14 protein-coding genes are annotated in these 15,071 nt (G+C 66.8%); 12 read left to right on the top strand and 2 right to left on the bottom strand.

From position 1 onward, the window contains the following. The first annotated feature begins 36 nt into the window (after positions 1 to 36). The 5 genes from metK (at position 37) to ABMA46_RS05160 (ending at position 5,143) form a co-directional block, all read left to right on the top strand. Entirely contained in the window at positions 37 to 1,296 is a 1,260-nt protein-coding gene (gene metK / locus ABMA46_RS05140) for a methionine adenosyltransferase (protein WP_348998235.1), read from the top strand. Between the two features lie 8 nt (positions 1,297 to 1,304). Further along, on the top strand, positions 1,305 to 2,012 hold the full coding sequence (gene trmB / locus ABMA46_RS05145) for a tRNA (guanine(46)-N(7))-methyltransferase TrmB (RefSeq protein ID WP_348998236.1): 708 nt from the start codon (positions 1,305 to 1,307) through the stop codon (positions 2,010 to 2,012). A gap of 155 nt (positions 2,013 to 2,167) precedes the next feature. Beyond that, complete coding sequence (locus tag ABMA46_RS05150; protein WP_348998237.1) at positions 2,168 to 3,127, top strand: Bug family tripartite tricarboxylate transporter substrate binding protein; 960 nt, start codon at positions 2,168 to 2,170, stop codon at positions 3,125 to 3,127. Continuing rightward, positions 3,124 to 3,603 (top strand): tripartite tricarboxylate transporter TctB family protein, encoded by a 480-nt coding sequence (locus tag ABMA46_RS05155; protein WP_348998238.1) that lies wholly within the window; start codon positions 3,124 to 3,126, stop codon positions 3,601 to 3,603. The genes ABMA46_RS05150 and ABMA46_RS05155 overlap by 4 nt, the downstream gene beginning before the upstream one ends. 22 nt (positions 3,604 to 3,625) lie before the next feature. Beyond that, entirely contained in the window at positions 3,626 to 5,143 is a 1,518-nt protein-coding gene (locus ABMA46_RS05160) for a tripartite tricarboxylate transporter permease (protein WP_348998239.1), read from the top strand. Between the two features lie 88 nt (positions 5,144 to 5,231). Here the strand turns inward: ABMA46_RS05160 and ABMA46_RS05165 are convergent, their stop codons facing one another. Further along, entirely contained in the window at positions 5,232 to 5,396 is a 165-nt protein-coding gene (locus ABMA46_RS05165) for a hypothetical protein (protein WP_348998240.1), read from the bottom strand. 277 nt (positions 5,397 to 5,673) lie between these two features. Between ABMA46_RS05165 and rimP the strand changes: the two genes are divergently transcribed. The 7 genes from rimP to corA all read left to right on the top strand — a co-directional run bounded on the left by rimP (position 5,674) and on the right by corA (position 13,797). After that, entirely contained in the window at positions 5,674 to 6,303 is a 630-nt protein-coding gene (rimP, locus tag ABMA46_RS05170) for a ribosome maturation factor RimP (protein ID WP_348998241.1), read from the top strand. Positions 6,304 to 6,353: 50 nt separating this feature from the next. Beyond that, positions 6,354 to 7,955: a transcription termination factor NusA gene (gene nusA / locus ABMA46_RS05175; protein WP_348998242.1), complete on the top strand. Its 1,602-nt coding sequence runs from the start codon at positions 6,354 to 6,356 to the stop codon at positions 7,953 to 7,955. Between the two features lie 32 nt (positions 7,956 to 7,987). Then, a complete protein-coding gene (locus ABMA46_RS05180; protein ID WP_348998243.1) occupies positions 7,988 to 8,638 on the top strand; it encodes an RNA-binding protein in 651 nt (216 codons plus the stop codon). Then, positions 8,635 to 11,193: a translation initiation factor IF-2 gene (gene infB / locus ABMA46_RS05185; protein ID WP_348998244.1), complete on the top strand. Its 2,559-nt coding sequence runs from the start codon at positions 8,635 to 8,637 to the stop codon at positions 11,191 to 11,193. Before ABMA46_RS05180 ends, infB begins: the two co-directional genes overlap by 4 nt. Before the next feature lie 105 nt (positions 11,194 to 11,298). After that, on the top strand, positions 11,299 to 11,706 hold the full coding sequence (gene rbfA / locus ABMA46_RS05190; RefSeq protein ID WP_348998245.1) for a 30S ribosome-binding factor RbfA: 408 nt from the start codon (positions 11,299 to 11,301) through the stop codon (positions 11,704 to 11,706). Further along, positions 11,707 to 12,660: a tRNA pseudouridine(55) synthase TruB gene (gene truB, locus ABMA46_RS05195; protein WP_348998246.1), complete on the top strand. Its 954-nt coding sequence runs from the start codon at positions 11,707 to 11,709 to the stop codon at positions 12,658 to 12,660. Between the two features lie 45 nt (positions 12,661 to 12,705). Continuing rightward, a complete protein-coding gene (gene corA / locus ABMA46_RS05200; RefSeq protein ID WP_348998247.1) occupies positions 12,706 to 13,797 on the top strand; it encodes a magnesium/cobalt transporter CorA in 1,092 nt (363 codons plus the stop codon). A gap of 381 nt (positions 13,798 to 14,178) precedes the next feature. Here corA and ABMA46_RS05205 read toward each other — a convergent pair whose 3' ends face one another. Then, positions 14,179 to 15,054 carry a hypothetical protein gene (locus tag ABMA46_RS05205; RefSeq protein ID WP_348998248.1) on the bottom strand — a complete coding sequence of 292 codons (876 nt, stop codon included), beginning with the start codon at positions 15,052 to 15,054 and terminating at the stop codon, positions 14,179 to 14,181. Positions 15,055 to 15,071 lie beyond the last annotated feature (17 nt).

Below are 15,071 nucleotides of genomic sequence, written 5' to 3' on the forward strand. Positions count from 1 at the left end.
CGGCAGCCCGCCGGCCTCTTTCAAGTGGGGACACCCGTGACGCGGCAAAACTATCTCTTCACCTCGGAATCCGTCTCCGAGGGACATCCCGACAAAGTCTGTGACCGCATCTCCGACGAGATCGTCGATCTGGTCTATCGCGAAGCCAGGAAAACCGGAATGGATCCGCGCGACGTTCGTGTCGCCTGCGAGACCCTCGCCACCACCAACCGCGTCGTCATCGCCGGCGAGGTACGCATTCCCGAAACGCTCTTCAAGACCGACAAGAAGGGCAACAAGGTCATCAATCCCGCCAAGTTCAAATCGGCTGCCCGCAAGGCGATCAAGGCCATCGGCTACGAGCAGGACGGCTTCCACTGGAAGACCGCCAAGATCGACGTGCTCCTGCATCCGCAGTCGGCCGATATCGCGCAGGGCGTCGACAACGCCTCCGACCGCCAGGGCGAGGAAGGCGCTGGCGACCAGGGCATCATGTTCGGCTACGCCTGCACCGAGACGCCCGACCTGATGCCGGCGCCGATCTACTACAGCCACAAGATTCTCGAACTGCTCGCCGCCGCCCGTCACGAGGGCAAGGGCGAGGTCGGCAAGCTCGGCCCCGACGCCAAGAGCCAGGTCACCGTCCGCTATGAGAACGGCAAGGCGGTGGAGGTCACGCAGATTGTCCTGTCGACCCAGCATCTCGATGGAAGCTGGGATTCGAAGAAGGTCCGTCAGGTCGTCGAGCCCTACATCCGCGAGGCGCTCGGCGATCTCAGGATCGCTCATGACTGCAACTGGTACATCAACCCGACCGGCAAGTTCGTGGTTGGCGGCCCCGACGGCGACACCGGCCTCACCGGCCGCAAGATCATCGTCGACACCTACGGCGGCGCGGCCCCGCATGGCGGCGGCGCCTTCTCCGGCAAGGACACCACCAAGGTCGACCGGTCGGCGGCCTATGCGGCGCGCTACCTCGCCAAGAACGTGGTCGCGGCCAAGCTGGCCGATCGCTGCTCGATCCAGCTTTCCTACGCCATCGGCGTCGCCCAGCCTCTGTCGATCTATGTCGACCTCTACGGCACCGGCAAAGTCGACGAAGCGGTGCTGGAAAAGGCCCTGCGCGAGGTGATGGATCTGTCGCCCAGCGGCATCCGCAAGCATCTCGACCTCAACAAGCCGATCTACGCGCGGACTTCGTCCTACGGCCATTTCGGCCGCAAGCCCGGCCGCGACGGCTCGTTCTCCTGGGAGAAGACCGATCTGGTCAAGGCCCTCAAGGAAGCCGTCACGCGCGAGCAGGCGCTCGCCGCCTGACCGGAAAAATGGCCTCGCCAGCGCAAGAGCATCCGAGCCGCGCCAGCGAGGCCTTTTTCGGCCGCCGGCGCGGCAAGCCGTTGCGGCCGGGCCAGGCACAGGCGCTGGAGGCGGGACTGGCGCGCTACGCCGTCGACCTCGGCCAGCCGGCTCCGGCCGATCCCGGCGTGCTCTTCACCGCGCCCGTTTCGACCGTTCGCCTGGAGATCGGCTTCGGCGGCGGCGAGCACTTCCTTCATGAAGCCTCGGCGCATCCGCAGACCGGCTTCATCGGCGTCGAGCCTTTCGTCAACGGCATGGCCAAGACGATGGCCGCGCTGGCGCGCCAGCCGCTCGACAACGCCAGGGTCTATCACGACGACGCCACGCGACTGCTGGACTGGCTGCCGCCGGCGTCGATCGACTGGATCGACCTGCTCTATCCCGACCCGTGGCCGAAGAAGCGGCACTGGAAGCGCCGTTTCGTCGGTCCCGCCAATCTCGACCGCTTCGCCCGCGTGCTGAAGCCCGGCGGAAAATTCTGTTTCGCCTCCGACATCGACAGCTACGTCAACTGGACGCTGCTTGCCTGTCGTCGCCATGATGCGTTTTCCTGGCGGGCAGGCGAGGCCGTTGACTGGAACGAGCCTTATCCCGGGTGGCCGGGAACGCGCTACGAGGCCAAGGCCCTGCGCGAAGGCCGCCGTCCCGCCTATCTGACCTTCATCCGGCGATAGAACCGTTACGCGGTTGACAAGGTCCCGCCGCCAAAGCTTATCTGCCCATGCGCCGAATGTTTGCGTGCGGACGCGAAACGACGGATTGCCGAGGGAGCGGTCCGGCAGAGGCGGCGGATGATTTGGTTTTCGTCTTTTTCAAGGGAGAGAATTCAATGCGTAAACTATTGTCGGCGTTCGCCGGATTGACGTTGCTGGCAACGGGGCTGGCGACGGGCCATGCCCTTGCCGCGGACTACAAGATCATGGCGCCGGCGGCGCCGGGCGGCGGCTGGGATCAGACCGCGCGGTCGATGCAGGCGACCCTGCAGGACGAGAAGATTTCCGGCAACGTGCAGGTCACCAACGTGCCCGGAGCCGGCGGTGCGATCGGCCTGGCGCAGTTCGTCAACCAGGCGAAGGGCGACCCCTCGCAACTGATCGTCAGCGGCTATGTGATGCTGGGCGCGCTGCTGACCAACAATTCCCCCGTCACCCTCGACCAGGTCACGCCGATCGCGCGCCTGACCGGCGAATACGAGGCGATCGTGGTGCCTGCGAATTCCGACATCAAGGACCTGCAGGGCCTGGTCGAGAAGCTGAAGGCCGATCCGGGCGCCGTGGCCTGGGGCGGCGGTTCGGCTGGCGGCACCGACCACATCACCGTCGGTCTGATCGCGAAGGCCTCCGGCGTGGATCCGACCAAGATCAACTATATCGCCTTTTCCGGCGGCGGCGAGGCGCTCGCGGCGATCCTCGGCGGACAGGTGACGGCCGGCATTTCCGGCTACAGCGAGTTCGAATCGCAGGTCAAGGCCGGCCAGCTGCGCCTGCTCGGCATCTCGTCGGACGCCAGGATCGACGGCATCGACGCCCCGACCTTCAAGGAAGCGGGCACCGACGTCTCGATCCAGAACTGGCGCATGGTCGCGGCCGGACCGGACCTGACGCCCGAGCAGAAGGCGGCCGTCAGCGCCGATATCGAGAAGATGGCGAAGTCGGCGACATGGCAGAAGACGCTCGCCGACAAGGGCTGGGCCGACACGTACCTGGCCGGCGATGAATTCGATGCCGAGCTGAAGAAGGACACCGAAGCTACCGAGACGATCCTCAAAGACATCGGCCTGGTGAAATGAGCGAGAGCGACGGCTCCACGCGCCGCCCGGATCGGGCGGCGCTTGCCATTGCCCTGGGGCTGGCCGTCGTTTCGATCGTCATGGCGTGGAGCACCTCGACCATGTCGGGCGCCGCAGGCTATGCGCGCGTCGGGCCGGCGACCGTCCCCTACGTCGTGGCGATCTGCCTGTTCGCGCTGGCCGTCTGGACCGCAATTGCCGCCTGGCGGGGCGAGTTTCCCGAACGGGAGCCGCAAAGCCTGCCGCCAGTGCTTTGGATCGTCGGTGGGCTGCTCGCTCAGATGATCCTGCTGAAGCCGGTCGGCTTCTCGATCGGCACGGGGCTGCTGTTCGCCGCCACGGCCCGCGGCTTCGGGCGCGGTCCGTTGTGGAAGACGATCCCCATCGGCATCGTCCTGTCGCTGGCCATCTGGGTGCTGTTCGCCAAGGGGCTGCAACTGTCCCTACCGGCCGGCCCGATCGAGCGTCTGATTTAGCTGAAAGAGGGGAGGGGCCGGGGTGGATACATTTGCCCTTTTGGGAGCGGGATTTCTGACGGCGCTGCAGCCGCTGAACCTGCTTTACGCGGCGATCGGCGTGACGCTCGGAACCGCCGTCGGCGTGCTGCCCGGCATCGGCCCGGCCACTACCGTCGCGCTGCTGCTGCCGGTGACCTACAAGCTCGATCCCGGCGGATCGCTGATCATGTTCGCCGGCATCTACTACGGCGGCATGTACGGCGGATCGACGACCTCGATCCTGCTGAACACGCCTGGCGAAAGCGCGTCGATCGTCACGGCGCTGGAAGGCAACAAGATGGCGAGGGCGGGCCGGGGCGGGCCGGCGCTTGCCACCGCGGCGATAGGCTCCTTCGTCGCCGGGCTGATCGCCACCGTCGCGCTCGCCTTCATCGCCCCCTGGATCGTGAAGTTCGCGCTGTCCTTCGGGCCGGCGGAATATTTCGCGCTGATGGTGCTGGCCTTCGTCACCGTGTCGGCGGCCTTCGGCGATTCGGCGCTGCGCGGCCTCAGCGCGTTGTTCGTCGGCCTGACGCTCGGCCTGATCGGCATCGACCTCCAGACAGGACAGGCGCGCCTGACGTTCGGCATCCCCGATCTGCTCGACGGCGTCGAGGTGACGACGCTGGCCGTCGCCATGTTCGCCATCGGCGAGACGCTCTACGTCGCCGGGCAGGGCGAATCCGGCCCCGGCTCGGTCGAGAAGGTCCGCGGCTCGGCGATGATGACGGCGCAGGACTGGGCGCGCTCCTGGAAGGCCTGGCTGCGCGGGACGATCATCGGTTTCCCGATCGGCGCCATGCCCGCCGGCGGCGCCGAGATCGGCACGTTTTTCTCCTATGCTGCGGAAAAGCGGCTCAGCAAGCATCCCGAGGAGTTCGGCAACGGCGCCATCGAGGGCGTCGCAGGGCCGGAAGCGGCCAACAACGCCTCCGCCGCCGGCACCCTGGTGCCGCTCCTGACGCTCGGCCTGCCGACATCGGCCACCGCCGCCATCATGCTGGCCGGTTTCCAGCAGTTCGGCCTCCAGCCCGGGCCGCTGCTGTTCGTCAACAACGCCTCGCTGGTCTGGGGGCTGATCGCCAGCCTGCTCGTCGCCAACTTCATGCTTCTGGTGCTCAACCTGCCGATGGTCGGTCTGTGGATCAAGCTGCTGGAAGTGCCCAAGCCGTGGCTCTACGCGGGCATCCTGCTGTTCGCCACGCTCGGTACGATCGGCGCCAATCCCTCGAGCTTCGAACTGGCGATGCTGCTTGTCTTCGGCCTGCTGGGCTACATGATGCGGCTGTTCGGCTATCCGATCGCGCCGGTGGTCGTCGGGCTGATCCTGGGCCCGCTGGCCGAGCAGCAACTGCGCCGCGCGCTGGCCATCAGCCAGGGCGACCCCACCGCGCTGTTCCATTCCTGGATCGCTGTCGTGCTGTGGGCGCTTGCGGCCGGAGCCGTGCTGTTGCCGATCTACCTGCGCTATCGCGGGCAGGGCAAGGTGCTGGCCGCGATGAGCGGCGACGACGACTGAGAATTCCCGCAGGCGCGCTTTCGCGGCGCGGAGGTCTTCGGGGGGATGTGCGGCCCGGCAGCGGGAAAGCCGCCGGCCCGTGGTGGTTTCAGCGAAGTCGCATGTTGTCGAAGGCGGTCGGTGCTATGCCCAGCGTATGCAGGTCGCTGGCCTTGGGCCGACGGCCTGCTTCGACCGCCGCCGACACGGAAACGGCGCTGTCGAACACGGAGAGGAAATTGCCGATTGCCGAAAATCTCGCCCGCTTCTTCATGATATTGGCCTTTCGTGATTCTGCATTGCAACAAGATGTGTGCGCTGCAACATAAATAGGGACGGGGAAGCGCGGCCAAAACCGCCGTTTGCGCACACCGGCCGTGCGTCGGGCGCAAGGCTTCGCGCAGGTTTCGGCGGCCCGCTTTCGCCGAGGCTTGAATCGGTGAGCATGATCGTCTATATCGGCATCAAATTCTTGGTCGGTATGACGAAGAGTGGGTCCACCCGGTCCCGCTCTTTTTTATTACCCGCCGACCTCGGGAGACCTGGTTGCAGTGACGGCGACGCCGAATCCGAATGCTGAGGACGACCGCATCATCCGCGAAAGCGGCATCGATGCGCGCATCGCCATGATCGTCGAGCCGGTCATGCGCGCCATGGGCTTTCGCCTGGTGCGCGTCAGGCTGCTGGGCCAGAACGGCCTGACGCTGCAGATCATGGCCGAGCGCGAGGACGGCACCATGGATGTCGAAGGCTGCGAGGAAGTCAGCCGCGCCGTCTCACCCGCGCTCGACGTGGACGATCCGATCGAGAAGGCATACCATCTGGAGGTCTCGTCGCCCGGCATCGACCGGCCGCTGGTGCGCAAGTCCGACTTCGCCGCCTGGACGGGCCATCTGGTGAAGATGGAGACCGCGACGCTCGTCGCCGACCGCAAGCGCTTCCGCGGCCTGATCGAGGCAAGCGGCGAGGACGGCGTCACCATCCGCCGCGACCAGGCGGCCTATGGCGAGGCGCCGACGCTGCTGGTGCCGTGGGACGCCATCGCCGAGGCGCGGCTGATCCTGACCGACGACCTTATCCGCGACGCGCTGTCCAAGGACAACCGCGCCCGCAAGGAAGCCAGGAAGCATCACGACGACGAGGAAGACACCGGCGTCGAAGAGGCTCCGGCACAGAACTGATTTGGATTTTTGAGCGGCCGCGTCGCGCGGCCCCGTTCAGGGAGAAAGACATGGCAGTCAGCGCCAACAGGCTGGAACTCCTGCAGATCGCCGATGCGGTCGCGCGGGAAAAGTCGATCGACAAGGAAATCGTCATCGCCGCCATGGCCGATGCGATCCAGAAGGCTGCGCGCTCGCGCTACGGCCAGGAGACCAACATCCGCGCCGACATCAACCCGCAGACCGGCGAGATGAAGTTGCAGCGCTTGATGGAAGTCGTTGAGAACGTCGAAGACTACGCGACCCAGATCGCGCTGTCCTCGGCGCGCGAGCGCAATCCGGACGCGCAGGTCGGCGACTTCATCGCCGAGCAGCTTCCGCCGATGGATTTCGGCCGCATCGCCGCCCAGTCGGCCAAGCAGGTCATCGTCCAGAAGGTGCGCGAGGCCGAGCGCGACCGCCAGTACGACGAATACAAGGACCGCATCGGCGAGATCGTCAACGGCACGGTCAAGCGCGTCGAATACGGCAACGTCATCGTCGACCTCGGCCGCGGCGAGGCGATCATCCGCCGCGACGAGCTGATCCCGCGAGAGAACTACAAATACGGCGACCGCGTCCGCGCCTACGTCTACGACGTGCGCCGCGAGCAGCGCGGTCCGCAGATCTTCCTGTCGCGCACCCATCCGCAGTTCATGGCCAAGCTGTTCACCATGGAAGTGCCGGAGATCTACGACGGCATCATCGAGATCAAGTCGGTCGCCCGCGATCCGGGTTCCCGCGCCAAGATCGCGGTGATTTCCCGCGACTCCTCGATCGACCCCGTCGGCGCCTGCGTCGGCATGCGCGGCTCGCGCGTCCAGGCCGTGGTCGGCGAGTTGCAGGGCGAGAAGATCGACATCATTCCGTGGTCTCCTTCGGCCGCGTCCTTCATCGTCAATGCCTTGCAGCCGGCGGAAGTCGCCAAGGTGGTGCTCGATGAGGATGCCGAGCGCATCGAGGTGGTGGTTCCCGACGACCAGCTCTCGCTCGCCATCGGCCGTCGTGGCCAGAACGTGCGCCTCGCCTCGCAGCTCACCGGCTGGGACATCGACATCCTGACCGAGGAAGAGGAATCGCAGCGTCGCCAGAAGGAGTTCACCGAGCGCTCCAACCTGTTCATGGAAGCGCTGGACGTCGACGAAATGGTCGGCCAGGTGCTGGCTTCGGAAGGCTTCACCTCCGTCGAGGAAGTCGCCTATGTCGAGCCCGACGAGATTTCCTCGATCGACGGTTTCGACGAGGACACGGCGACCGAAATCCAGACCCGCGCCCGCGAGCATCTGGAAAAGGTCGAGGCCGAGCAGGACGCCGCGCGCAAGAAGCTCGGCGTCGAGGACGAGTTGCGCGAGATTCCCGGCATCACCACCGCCATGATGGTGTCGCTCGGCGAAGACGGCGTGAAGACGATCGAGGATTTCGCCGGCTACGCCGCCGACGACCTCGTCGGCTGGAAGGAGCGCAAGGACGGCGAGACCAAGGTCTTTCCGGGCGTTCTCGCCGATCACGGCGTCTCCAAGGCCGATGCAGAGCAGATGATTTTGGCTGCCCGTCTCAAGGCCGGCTGGATTTCCGAAGAGGAAGCCCAGACCGAAGCCGCCGAGGCTGCGGAAGCCGAAACCGTCGGCGCCTGAGATGAGACGGATCGGGGCCGCCCTTGGACGAAATGAACGATCGCACCTGCATCGTCACGCGAAAGACCGCCGCGCCGGATGAATTGATCCGGTTCGTGGTCGGTCCGGATTCGTCCGTCGTCCCCGATCTCAAGCGAAACCTGCCCGGCCGTGGCTGCTGGGTGGGCGCCGACCGTGCCACGGTTGAAAAGGCGGCCCAGAAGAACCATTTCAGCCGTGCCTTCAAGCGGCCGGTTGCCGTGCCGCCGGATTTGGGCGGCATGGTCGATTCCCTTCTGGTGAAATCGACAGCGGGCGCGCTGGGACTGGCGCGCAAGGCCGGTCAGGTCGTGCTCGGCGCCGCGAAGGTCGAGGCGGCGGTCCGGTCCGGCAAGGCCTCGCTCGTGCTCCATGCCGTGGAAGCGGCCGAGGACGGAGTGCGCAAGATCGCCCAGGCCCGCCGGGCCACCGTTCATCTCGGCGGCCCGGCCATCCCTGCCTACAAACTTTTTTCGCAGGCCGAATTGGGTTTGGCATTCGGGGCGACAAATGTGATACATGCTGCCGTTCTCGCGGGTGACGCGGGCAAGGCGGTTGGGAAGCGCATGGTTGCGCTCGACCGATACCGGGGCGGTTCCCCGGACGATCTGGCAATGCTTGCGGCCGTTGCCGGCGACGAAGACGCCGCAGAGGATGTGGAATGAGTGATACGAAATCGGGCGACGACAAGACGCTGAGCGTAACGCCCAAAAAGACGCTGACGCTGAAGCGCCCGGGTGTGGAGCAGAGCACCGTGCGGCAGAATTTCTCGCACGGCCGCACCAAGCAGGTCGTCGTCGAGACCAAGCGCAAGTTCGTCAAGCCGGGCGAGCGGCCCGAACCTGCCCCGGTCTTCACGCCGAAGCCGCAGGCGAGATCTGCCGCGCCTGCCCCCGTTGCGCAGCAGCCGGCAGCCGAACCGCAGCAGCCGCGTCAGACGCCGCCCGAACGGCTGGTACTCAACGAATTGTCGCGCGACGAGATGGAAGCCCGCCGCAGGGCGCTCGAAGGCTCCGTCGCCCGCGAGCAGGAAGACCGTGTCCGCGCGGCCGAGGATGCCAGGCGCCGCGCCGAGGAAGAGGAGCGCCGCCAGCGCGAGCGCGAGGAGTCCGCGCGCCGTCAGGCCGAGGAGGAAGCGCGTCTGCAGAAGGAAGCGGAATCGCGCAAGCGCGCCGAGGAAGAGGCGCGCCGACGCGCGCCGCAGACCGCCGATGGCGCCGAGGAAGAGGAGAAGCCGCGTAGCCGCGGCGCATCGTCCCTGCCGCCGCGCCGCCTTCCCACGCCGGAGGTTCCCAAGCCGACGCGCACACGCGAAGACGATCGCCGCCGCGGCAAGCTGACGCTGACCTCGGCACTGTCGTCCGAGGACGGGGATTCGGCGCGCGGCCGTTCGCTCGCCGCCGCCCGCCGCCGACAGGAGAAATTCAAGCGCGCCATGCACAATGAGCCGCGCGAAAAGGTCATGCGCGAGGTCACCATTCCAGAAACGATCACCATCCAGGAACTCGCCAACCGCATGTCGGAACGGGCGGTCGACATCGTCAAGTTCTTCATGAAGCAGGGCCAGATGATGAAGCCGGGCGACGTCATCGACGCCGATACGGCCGAGCTGATCGCCACCGAATTCGGTCATACGGTCAAGCGCGTGGCCGAGTCCGATATCGAGGAAGGCCTGTTCAATATTCCCGACCGGCCGGAGGATCTGGTATCGCGCCCGCCGGTGGTCACCATCATGGGCCACGTCGACCACGGCAAGACCTCGTTGCTCGACGCCATCCGCCAGGCCAATGTGGTGTCCGGCGAGGCCGGTGGCATCACCCAGCATATCGGCGCCTACCAGGTCGAGAGGAACGGGCAGAAGATCACCTTCATCGACACGCCCGGTCACGAGGCCTTCACCGCCATGCGTGCGCGCGGCGCCCAGTCTACCGACGTGGCCATCCTGGTGGTCGCGGCCGACGACAGCGTGATGCCGCAGACGGTGGAATCCATCAACCACGCCCGCGCCGCCAGAGTGCCGATCATCGTTGCCATCAACAAGATCGACAAGCCCGGCGCCAACGCGCAGAAGGTGCGCACCCAGCTTCTCCAGCACGAGATCGTGGTCGAGGAGATGGGCGGCGAGACGCTCGACGTCGAGGTCTCCGCCAAGACGGGTGCAGGCATCGACAAGCTTCTGGAAGCCGTGCTGCTGCAGGCCGAGATCCTCGACCTCAAGGCCAATCCCGACCGCACCGCCGAAGGCGTGGTCATCGAGGCGCGCCTCGACAAGGGCCGCGGTCCGGTCGCCACCGTGCTGGTGCAGACCGGCACGCTGCTGCCGGGCGAAATCCTGGTGGCTGGCAACGAATGGGGCAGGGTGCGCGCGCTGGTCAACGACCGCGGCGAGCATGTGCCCGAGGCGCCGCCGGCCATGCCGGTCGAGGTGCTCGGCCTTCAGGGCACGCCGCATGCCGGCGACCGCTTCGCCATCGTCACCAACGAGGCGCGCGCGAGAGAGATCACCGAGTACCGCCAGCGGCTCGCCCGCGACAAGGCGGTGGCCAAGCACGCCGGCCAGCGCGGCTCGCTCGAGCAGATGATGTCGCAGTTGCAGTCGAGCGGCCTCAAGGAGTTCCCGCTCATCGTCAAGGGCGACGTGCAGGGCTCCATCGAGGCGATCGATGCCGCGCTGGAGAAGCTCGGCACCGACGAGGTCAGGGCGCGCATCGTCCATTCGGGCGCCGGCGCCATCACCGAGAGCGACGTGACGCTCGCCGAGACGTCGGGAGCCGTCATCATCGGCTTCAACGTCCGCGCCAACGCGCAGGCAAGGACCGCCGCCGAGCAGGCGGGCATCGAGATCCGCTACTACAACATCATCTACAACCTCGTGGATGACGTGAAGGCGGCGATGTCGGGCCTGCTGTCGCCGGAGCGGCGCGAGACCTTCATCGGCAATGCCGAGATCCTGGAGGTGTTCAACATCACCAAGGTCGGCAAGGTCGCGGGCTGCCGCGTCACCGAAGGCAAGGTGGAGCGCGGCGCGGGCGTGCGCCTGATCCGCGACAACGTCGTCATCCACGAAGGCACGCTGAAGACGCTCAAGCGCTTCAAGGACGAGGTGCCGGAGGTTCCCGTCGGCCAGGAATGCGGCATGGCGTTCCAGAACTACGAGAACATCCAGGTCGGCGACGTCATCGAGTGTTTCCGCGTCGAGATGGTGACGCGCACGCTCTGAGTTCGAGCACTTTGCAGAGTCCGGGCGGTGGCCGTGAAGCCGCCGCCCGCTATATTTGAAACCTCCGGCGCGGTTCCATTCCATGCCGGGTTTCAGGATTGAAAGATGGCCCGTTCCCATAATTCCGGTCCCTCGCAGCGCGTCCTGCGCGTCGGCGAGCAGGTGCGCCACGCGTTGGCCGAGATGCTGCAGCGCGCAGAGGTGCGCGACGACCTGATCGAGGCGACGGTGATCTCGGTGTCGGAAGTGCGCATGTCGCCGGACCTGAAGATCGCCACCGCCTTCGTCGCGCCGATGGGCGCCAAGGACGATGCCGCCGTGGTCGAGGCCCTGAACCGGCACGCGAAGTTCATCCGCGGCCGCATTTCGCCGGCGCTCAGGCAGATGAAGTACATGCCCGAGTTCCGCTTCCGGCTCGACACCAGCTACGACAATTTCCAGAAGATCAACGAGCTCCTGCATTCGCCCGAAGTGGCGCGTGACCTGGAGCACGACGACGACAAAGAGGACTGAATGGCCCGTCGCGGCAAGAAGAAGGGCCGGCCGGTTTCCGGCTGGGTGATCCTGGACAAGCCGGTCGGCATGGGCTCGACCGAGGCGGTCTCCAAGGTCAAGTGGCTGTTCCAGGCCGAGAAGGCAGGCCATGCCGGCACGCTCGACCCGCTGGCGTCCGGCATGCTGCCGATCGCGCTGGGCGATGCGACCAAGACGGTGCCCTATGTCCAGGACGGCGCCAAGATCTACCGCTTCACCGTCGCCTGGGGCGAGGAGCGTTCGACGGACGACCTCGAAGGGCCGGTGACGAACAACTCCGACAAGCGTCCCTCGGAAGCGGACATCCGCGCCGTCATGCCGAAATACACCGGCGTCATCATGCAGACGCCGCCGCAGTTCTCGGCCATCAAGATCGCCGGCGAGCGCGCCTATGACCTGGCGCGCGGCGGCGAGGCGGTGGACATCCCCGCCCGCGAGGTCGAGATCGGCCGTCTCGACATCGTCAGCCACGACGGCGACCGGACGGTCTTCGAGGTCGAGTGCGGCAAGGGCACCTATGTGCGCAGCCTGGCCCGCGACATGGGCCGCGACCTCGGCTGCTACGGCCATATCGCGGACCTGCGCCGCACCGAGGTCGACCCCTTCACGCCGGACGATTTCGTCACCGTCAAGGAACTGGAGACGGCGCGCTTCGGCGAGGCCGGCCAGCCGCAGGAGGGCGACCTGCCGATGGATTTCGCGGCGATCGACGGTCTCGTCATCGATACGGTCGCGGCGCTCGACTGCCTGCCGCAGGTCGCCGTCAGCGACGATACGGCGACCAAGATCAGGCTCGGCAATCCCGTCATCGTGCGCGGCCGCGACGCCCCCGTCGAGGCCGACGAAGCCTGCGCCACCGCGCATGGCCGCCTCGTCGCCATCGGCTCCATCGAGCGCGGCATGTTCAAGCCGCGGCGCGTCTTTGCCGGATAAGGCGTTGGCCCTAGATTGACCGGTGAGTCGGGAGACGGAGCGGTCATGGCGAAGACGGGCGAGAAGAAGCGCAGGGTTTTCAAGACACGCCGCTCACCGGTCGGTGCCTCGCCGGGCACGCTGATCGCCGATCCCTCGGCTGAGCCGACGCGCCTCACACTGACGCTGATCTCGGCCGCGAAGTCGAAGACCATCCGCAAGGCCGCCATCGGCGACGTGGTCAAGAACCTCGACCACTGGCCGGTGATCTGGCTGGATTGCACCGGCCTCGCCGACATTCCCCTGATCGAGGAGATCGGCAAGACCTTCGGCCTGCATCCGCTGGCGCTCGAGGACGTGGTCAATACCGGCCAGCGCCCGAAGGTGGACTTCTACGACGACCACGCCTTCATGACGCTCTCGATGATCGACGACGTGTCCACGCTGCGCTACGAGCAGGTCTCCGTTTTCTTCGGCGAGAAATTCGTCCTCACCTTCCAGGAGCACGAGGGCGATCCGTTCGACCCGGTGCGCAGGCGCATCGACAGTCCGGCGCCGAACCGTCTGCTCACGCGCGGCGCCGACTACCTTGCCTACGCGCTGATCGACGCCATCGTCGACAGCTACTTTCCGCCGATCGAAGCCTCGGCCGAGGTGGCGGACAGCATCGAGGACGCCATGCTGCGCTCGCCGCACAAGCAGCAGATGACCGAGCTTCAGCAGATGCGCCGCTCCATCAACATGCTGAAGGGCGTGCTGTGGCCGCTGCGCGACGCGCTCGCCACCCTGATCCGCAACGACGCGCCCTATGTGCAGGCCGAGACCAAGGTGTTCTTCAACGACACGCTCGACCACGCCATCCGCCTGATCCAGATGGTCGAGACCGAGCGCGACACCATGAGCGGCCTGATCGAGATGCACCTGTCGCTCTCCCAGGCGCGCACCAACGACGTCATCTCGCTGCTCACCATCGTCTCGGCGATTTTCATCCCGCTGACCTTCCTGGTCGGCGTCTGGGGCATGAACTTCGACCCCGACGCCTCGCCCTGGAACATGCCCGAACTGCGCGCCTATTACGGCTACCCGGCAGCACTCATCTTCATGGCCGCGGTGGCGCTCGCGCTGGTCGGCTTCTTCAAGTGGAAGAAATGGCTGTGAGCCTTTCTGCTTGAGGGGAAGCCCATTGTGTAAGGTGCCGCCCCTCTCCGTCTCGGCTTCGCCGAGCCACCTCTCCCCAGAGGGGCGAGGAACCGGAACCCGCGAGCGGCCTGCCTTTCCAAACCACGCTTTCTTTGCAGGAAGGTGCCTCGTTTGACGATTGGCGATAGAGGCTGGCCCCTCCACCCCTAACCTTGCCAGGGCGGAGCCAGTACCCCCACCCCTAACCTTGCCGGGGCGGGCCACGGGTCTCGCCCGTCCTTCGGACCCCCGCAAGGGAGGGGAATCCGGGCGCGCGGCAGTTCCCCCTCCCCCTTGTGGGGAGGGGTTAGGGGTGGGGGTACGGCGCCCACCAAACAGAATGCAGGCACACCCCGCCCGTCACGACGTGTCCCGCCGCTCCAGCGCCCACCAGCAGAGCGAATGCGCATGGGCGAGCACCGCGTGGACCTCGTGTTCCCGCCGCCGGTTTCCAGGCGGCAGGGCGCCGGGCGGACGGCCCGGCCTGAGCGGCCGGCGAAAACGGCCGCGCTCGCGCATGGAGGCCTGCCGCGCCCGCCAGCGCGCGAAGCGCAGCGTCTGGCCCGGCAGATCGTCCAGCGCGCGCCCGAGCGCGTCGAGCCTCAGCCTCAGCCGCGTGGCGTCGAGCGGATCGTGAGGCGCCGGCGGCGCGGGGAGTGGAAATCGCGGCGCCGTCATGCCCGGCGCCCAAAGGCGCGGAAGGGTCGTCGGTCGCACAGGCGCGGCGCTGCGAAACGGACGGGTCATCGGGTCGAGCAGCGGCAGCGAAAGCCGCCGTGGGGCGGGAAGGGCATCCGGCTGGCGCGGCGATGTCGGCCGGAAATGGCGCTTGCTCCGAACCTCCACCTGCTGCACCGGCCCGCGCCACCGCGGAACTGTTATGGCATCGCCGTTTCCGAGCGGCGTCGCGCCATGTCCCGTTTCGCGCGCCTCGGGCGTCGCGGTCATCGCCATTGCGATGATCAGCCGCCGCGCCGCCGATTCCGCCGGCCTGAGCAGCCGCAGGATGGCCCGGTGCAGATGGCGCGGCAGGGTAGGGCGGAGTTCCCCTCCCCCTTGCGGGGAGGGGTTAGGGGTGGGGGTGTCGGGCTGAGAATTACCCCCACCCGACGCTTCGCTTCGACCTCCCCACAAGGGGGAGGTGAAAGTGGCCGCGAACCCGGCCATGGCGACGAGCGAGACAAGGATGCGCTTCAGCGCCTCGACGTTCCTCTCGATTCCCGCCCGACTATCCAAACCTCGCTCCTTTCACG

The sequence above is a fragment of the Mesorhizobium hunchu genome (assembly GCF_040081975.1).
GTDB classification, from domain to species: domain Bacteria; phylum Pseudomonadota; class Alphaproteobacteria; order Rhizobiales; family Rhizobiaceae; genus Mesorhizobium; species Mesorhizobium hunchu.

Bases quoted from the DNA above. Each gene is read 5' to 3' on its own strand.
- trmB (WP_348998236.1), top strand. From the start codon at position 1,305: ATGGCCTCGCCAGCGCAAGAGCATCCGAGCCGCGCCAGCGAGGCCTTT.
- ABMA46_RS05150 (WP_348998237.1), top strand. From the start codon at position 2,168: ATGCGTAAACTATTGTCGGCGTTCGCCGGATTGACGTTGCTGGCAACG.
- ABMA46_RS05155 (WP_348998238.1), top strand. From the start codon at position 3,124: ATGAGCGAGAGCGACGGCTCCACGCGCCGCCCGGATCGGGCGGCGCTT.
- ABMA46_RS05165 (WP_348998240.1), bottom strand. From the start codon at position 5,396: ATGAAGAAGCGGGCGAGATTTTCGGCAATCGGCAATTTCCTCTCCGTG.
- nusA (WP_348998242.1), top strand. From the start codon at position 6,354: ATGGCAGTCAGCGCCAACAGGCTGGAACTCCTGCAGATCGCCGATGCG.
- ABMA46_RS05180 (WP_348998243.1), top strand. From the start codon at position 7,988: ATGAACGATCGCACCTGCATCGTCACGCGAAAGACCGCCGCGCCGGAT.
- infB (WP_348998244.1), top strand. From the start codon at position 8,635: ATGAGTGATACGAAATCGGGCGACGACAAGACGCTGAGCGTAACGCCC.
- rbfA (WP_348998245.1), top strand. From the start codon at position 11,299: ATGGCCCGTTCCCATAATTCCGGTCCCTCGCAGCGCGTCCTGCGCGTC.
- truB (WP_348998246.1), top strand. From the start codon at position 11,707: ATGGCCCGTCGCGGCAAGAAGAAGGGCCGGCCGGTTTCCGGCTGGGTG.
- corA (WP_348998247.1), top strand. From the start codon at position 12,706: ATGGCGAAGACGGGCGAGAAGAAGCGCAGGGTTTTCAAGACACGCCGC.